Below are 4,740 nucleotides of genomic sequence, written 5' to 3'. Positions count from 1 at the left end.
CCGCTGCGGGAGGTGATCCATGGTGGAGTTTATACCAGGATAATTTTGCTCCTTATACCGGTTTATTTACCTGGATAGGGTGAGCCCAGGAGACAAGATATGAGCCAGACCGAGCCGAATTTCGCCGCCACCCACTACGCCCCGCGCGCCGATGCCTATGTGCAGAGCGCCGTGCATGCCGGCGGGGCGGATCTTGACGAGATGGAGGCGCTGCTGCGGGCGCGCGCCCCCGCCTGCGTGCTGGATCTGGGCTGCGGCGGCGGGCATGTGAGCTACCGTGCCGCCCCGTACGCAAACCGGGTCGTGGCGTGCGACGTGACGCCCGCGATGCTGGAGGCGGTGGCGCGGACGGCGTCTGAGCGTGGCCTGGGCAATATCGAAACCCGGCTCGCCGCCGCCGAGGCGCTGCCCTTCGAGGATGGGCTGTTCGATGCGGTGCTGTGCCGGTTTACCGCGCATCATTGGGCGGATGTGCCGGCCGGGCTGCGGGCGGCCAGGCGGGTGAGCAAGACGGGGGCATTCGGGGTGTTCATCGATACGGTGGCGCCGGCGAAGCCGGTGCTGGACAGCCATCTGCAGACGATGGAGCTGCTGCGCGACCCCTCGCACGGGCGCAATTACAGCGTCGCGGAGTGGGGGGCGATGCTGGCGCAGGCGGGCTTCGGGCTGCGCGGGATGACGGTGCGGCGGCTGCGGATGGAGTTTGCCAGCTGGGTGGCGCGCACCGCGACGCCGGCGGTGATGCAGCAGGCGATCAGGGCTTTGCAGCAGGGGGCGCCGGTGGCGGTGAAGGCGTATTTCGCGATTGCCGAGGATGGCAGTTTCGACCTCGAGGTCGCGACCATGATCGTGGATATGGTGTAAAAGTTTTTGGTGCAGCTTTTTTCAAAAAGCTGCGAAAAACGTTGGGGCGTATGCAACGCCGTCGCCACCACCCCAGACATTTCGCGACCCTTTTTGAAAAAAGGGTCGCCCCCAAAAACTTTTGCTAACTGAGCATCTCGGCGACGCGGTCGGCGGCCTCGCCCCAGAGGCTGCTCATCGCCGCGGCGATGCCCTGGGCGGTGGCGCCCCCCTGCGCCGTGCCGGTGAAGCTTTGCAGCTGCCATTGCTGTTGTTTCGCCGGGCGGGTCGCCAGCTGCGCGCTCAGCGTCACCTTGCCCGCCGCATCGGGCGCGAATTGCAGCACCTGGATTTCCACCAGCTGATCCGCCGCCGCGCCGATGGCGCCGCCATCGGCCAGCACAGTATCGCCCGGCAGGCGCTGGGCGAGGTCCTGCACCATCGCCGTCTGCAGCAACTGCGCCAGCGGGGCGGCCCATTGGTCGTTGGCGAAAGCATCCGCCGCGTAGGCGCCGCCGGGTTTGGGCACACCGGACTGGTTCAGCGCGCCGGGCAGGCCGATGCTGCGCACCCCGATGCGCTGCCCGGCCCCGCCGCGTGCCTGCCCCGGCAATGCCGCAATCTGCCAGCTTCGCACCTGCGCCGAGGCGCAGCCCGAGAGCAGCGCCGCGCCGCCGATGAGCACATAACGCCGCTTCATTTGCCGCTCCGTCCGAAGAGCACCGCTTGCGGGTGCTGGTTGAGGTAGGTGGTCAGCGCCTGCAGCGATTGCAGCGTGGCGTTGGCCTGGGTGAGAATCTGCTGCAGGCTTCTCTGGAAATCCGAATCATTGCCGAAGCCCTGGTTCAGCCCCTGCAGCGTGGTGTTGGCGGTTTTCAGCGTGTCGCTTAGATTTTTCAGCAACGCCTTGGTCTGCGCGCTGCCCAGCGTGCCGTTGGCGGTGGCCAGCAGCTTGTTGAGGTTATCGCCGATCTGCTTGAAGGGCATCTGATCGACCTTGCCGGTGATATCGGCGGCGTTGGCCATCAGCGCATCCAGCCCGCCTGGCTTGTAGGGCAGCACGATGGCGCCGCCTTCCATTGTCACCTTTGCCGGCGGCGCCTTGGGGTCGATGGCCAGATTAATCTCTTTCTGCCCGGTCACATAATTCTGCGTGCCGAGTTCGACGCGCATGCCGTTATCGACGAAACGCTGGAACACGGCCTGCGGATCCGGGGTTTTTGCGTTCGGGCCGAGCGAGAGGATGCGCTGCGGCTGCAGCTGCATGGTCACCTTCACCTTGGCGGTGCCGTTTTTCTGGTCGACCATCAGCTCCACGCCGGTGACATCGCCGACCTGGATACCAAGGGCGGTGACCGGGGAGCCCGGGGTGAGGCCGCTGACATCGCTGGTGATGTAGGAGACAACCTGGATCTGGGTGTCATAGGCGCTGGATTCCGCCTGCTGCTGTGACGAATAGAGCCGGAAATCGGCGCCGTTCGGGCTGGGTTTGTCGTCCAGCGCCGCATGCGGCAGGCTGAAGGAGATGCCGCCGGCCACCAGCGCCTGGATGGATTGCAGCTGCAATTGCAGCACGCCGCCCTTGATGCCGAAGGCAACGCCAGAGGAGTTCCAGAAGCGGCTATCCTCGCGCACCAGATCGTCGAAGGGGGCGCGGATGAAGATGCTGATCTTGATCGGCCCGATGCCGTTGCCGATGTCATAGCCCAGCACCTCGCCCACCGGCACATCGCGGTAGAAGATCGGCGAGCCGGAATTGATCGAGCCGATGGTGTTGGCGGTGAGTGTGTAGGTACGGCCGGGCTCGTCGGAGCGCACGCCGGGCGGCGTTTCCAGCCCAGTGAAATGGTCCTTGTAGGCGCCACGGGTCTTGCCGGGGTCCACGGAGATATAGGCGCCGGAGACGATGGTCTCGAAGGCGGAGATGTCGGAGAAATTCAGCCGCGGCCGCACCACCCAGAAGCGCGCGTTGGAATTGAGGAAGCGCTCGCCGACATCGTTCATCCGCACCCGGACGATGACGTGGGAATTATCCTTGGCGAGATCGATGCCCTCGACCGTGCCCAGCGCCACGGCTTTGTATTTCAGCTGGGTCTGGCCGGCGGTGAGGCCATCGGCATTGACGAAGCTCAGCGTCAGCAGCGGGCCGCGCTCCATGATGGTGCGATAGCCGAGATAGCCGGCGATGATCGCGGCGACGATCGGGATCAGCCAGACCAGATGGAAGCTCTGGCGGCGCAGCTTCGCACGCGGCGGTGTATTGGGCGGCGGCGCCTGCTGGTCGCTCATGCTTCGGGCTCCTGGTCATTGTCCCACATCAGGCGGGGGTCGAAGGCGTTGACGGCGAACATGGTGAGCACCACCACCGCCGCGAAGCAGATGGCCCCCACATTCGCCCTGACATTGGCGAATTGCCCGAAATGCACAAGGGCGATGAGGATGGAGACCATGAACACGTCGATCATCGACCAGCGGCCAATGAAATCGATGATCCTGTAGGCCTTGGTGCGCCCCTGCAGCATATGGCCGCTGCAGAATTGCGTGGCCAGCAGCATATAGCCCATGCCGAGCAGCTTCAGCAGCGGAATGGCGATGCTGGCGAACAGCACCAAGGCCGCCAGCGGCCACAGCCCGACATCCGCCAGCTCCACGATGCCGCCCATGATGGTGTAGGACTGGGTGTGGGCGAGGCTGGTCAGATCCATGAACGGATAGAGATTGGCAGGAATATAGAGGCAGGCGGCGGCGATGGTGTAGGCCCAGGCGCGGGAGATGCTGGCGGGTTTGCGGGTGAACAAGGGCGCATCGCAGCGCCGGCAGAGATCGCCGGTCTCGCCATTGCTGACCTGGCCGCAGGCATCGCAGCTGATCAGCCCGCCAGCTTGTGCGCTCGGCGCGGTTTTGTCAGGCTGGTCTAGCGCCCGCCAGACGATTTCCTGGTCCAGCCCGGCATCGGCGGCGGCCATGGCCAGCATCAGCCCGATCAGCGCGTAGAGGGCGGTATCCAGCCGCACGCTGAACATGCCGGCGAGGCGGGTATAGGCGACCAGGAAGCCAAGCAGATAGACATCGATCATCGCCCAGGGGGTGATCGGGGCATAGTAGCGGAAAATGCCGCGCAGCCAGCGTTTGGGCAGGTGGAATTTCAGCCCCAGCAAGGTGGTGAGCGTGATCGCGAGCTTGAGCCCCGGCAGCACCAGCGTCACCGCGAAGACCAGCGCGCCGACCAGCCCCCATCCGGCCTCGACCAGCCGCAGCGGCCCGGTTTCGATCCGCGCCAGCGAAAAGCGGCCATAGGCGTCCACCTCCAGCATCGGGGCGATCAGCGCGAAGAGGTAGAACAATCCGGCGGCGAGCGAGCAGGCCAGGGGAAAGTTGAGCGTCGCCCGGCGCATGCGCCAGAGCGTCTGGTCACAGCGCGGACATTCCGCCACCATCCCGGGCTGGATATGGGGCAGACGGCTGAACAGGCCGCAATGCGGGCATTCGCGCCAATCATCGTCGGGAGGGGCCAGCGGCGGCGTGGTCATGTCCGGCTGATTTGGCGCGCGCGCGGGGCCGGTTCAAGCTTTATCAAAGCCCGAGATCGAGCTGATCGGGCTTGGGCGCGGCGCCGGCTTTCACCTCCACCTTGCCATCGGCGAAGCGCAGCCGCAGCGCCGCGCCGGGTTTCACCGCGGCGGCGCTGGTCACGGCCTCGCCCTTGGACGTGGTGACGAGCGCGAAGCCGCGCGCCAGAACCCGTTCATAAGAGGCACTCTCCAGCCGGGCGGTGGCATTATAGAGCCGGGTGGAGGCTTCCTTCAGCCGGGCCGGCAGCGGCACTTGCAGCCGGTGGGCGGCCAGCGCCAGGGCGGCCTGGCGCGGCTGGAGCTGGCCCTGAGGCGGCGGCAGGCG

5 protein-coding genes are annotated in these 4,740 nt (G+C 65.9%); 1 reads left to right on the top strand and 4 read right to left on the bottom strand.

Features of this window, described 5'->3' with window-relative positions; all coding sequences use genetic code 11:
* Positions 1–99: 99 nt before the first annotated feature.
* Positions 100–864 (top strand): class I SAM-dependent methyltransferase, encoded by a 765-nt coding sequence (locus MXAZACID_RS05590; protein ID WP_008493172.1) that lies wholly within the window; start codon positions 100–102, stop codon positions 862–864.
* A gap of 124 nt (positions 865–988) precedes the next feature.
* On the opposite strand, the gene MXAZACID_RS05585 is transcribed toward MXAZACID_RS05590, so the two are convergent.
* From MXAZACID_RS05585 to MXAZACID_RS05570, 4 genes are all read right to left on the bottom strand, one after another.
* A complete protein-coding gene (locus tag MXAZACID_RS05585) occupies positions 989–1,543 on the bottom strand; it encodes a membrane integrity-associated transporter subunit PqiC (protein ID WP_008493169.1) in 555 nt (184 codons plus the stop codon).
* Positions 1,540–3,132 (bottom strand): intermembrane transport protein PqiB, encoded by a 1,593-nt coding sequence (locus MXAZACID_RS05580; RefSeq protein WP_008493168.1) that lies wholly within the window; start codon positions 3,130–3,132, stop codon positions 1,540–1,542. Before MXAZACID_RS05580 ends, MXAZACID_RS05585 begins: the two co-directional genes overlap by 4 nt.
* Positions 3,129–4,373, bottom strand: a complete 1,245-nt coding sequence (locus MXAZACID_RS05575) for a paraquat-inducible protein A (protein WP_008493167.1) — start codon at positions 4,371–4,373, stop codon at positions 3,129–3,131. The genes MXAZACID_RS05580 and MXAZACID_RS05575 overlap by 4 nt, the downstream gene beginning before the upstream one ends.
* 43 nt (positions 4,374–4,416) lie before the next feature.
* Positions 4,417–4,740: exodeoxyribonuclease VII large subunit (locus MXAZACID_RS05570; RefSeq protein WP_008493166.1), on the bottom strand; the 324-nt coding region annotated here is incomplete at its 5' end.

The organism is Acidocella sp. MX-AZ02, from assembly GCF_000306035.1.
In the GTDB taxonomy this organism is placed as follows: Bacteria; Pseudomonadota; Alphaproteobacteria; order Acetobacterales; family Acetobacteraceae; genus Acidocella; species Acidocella facilis.
This window is presented reverse-complemented; position numbering and strand designations above follow the sequence as displayed.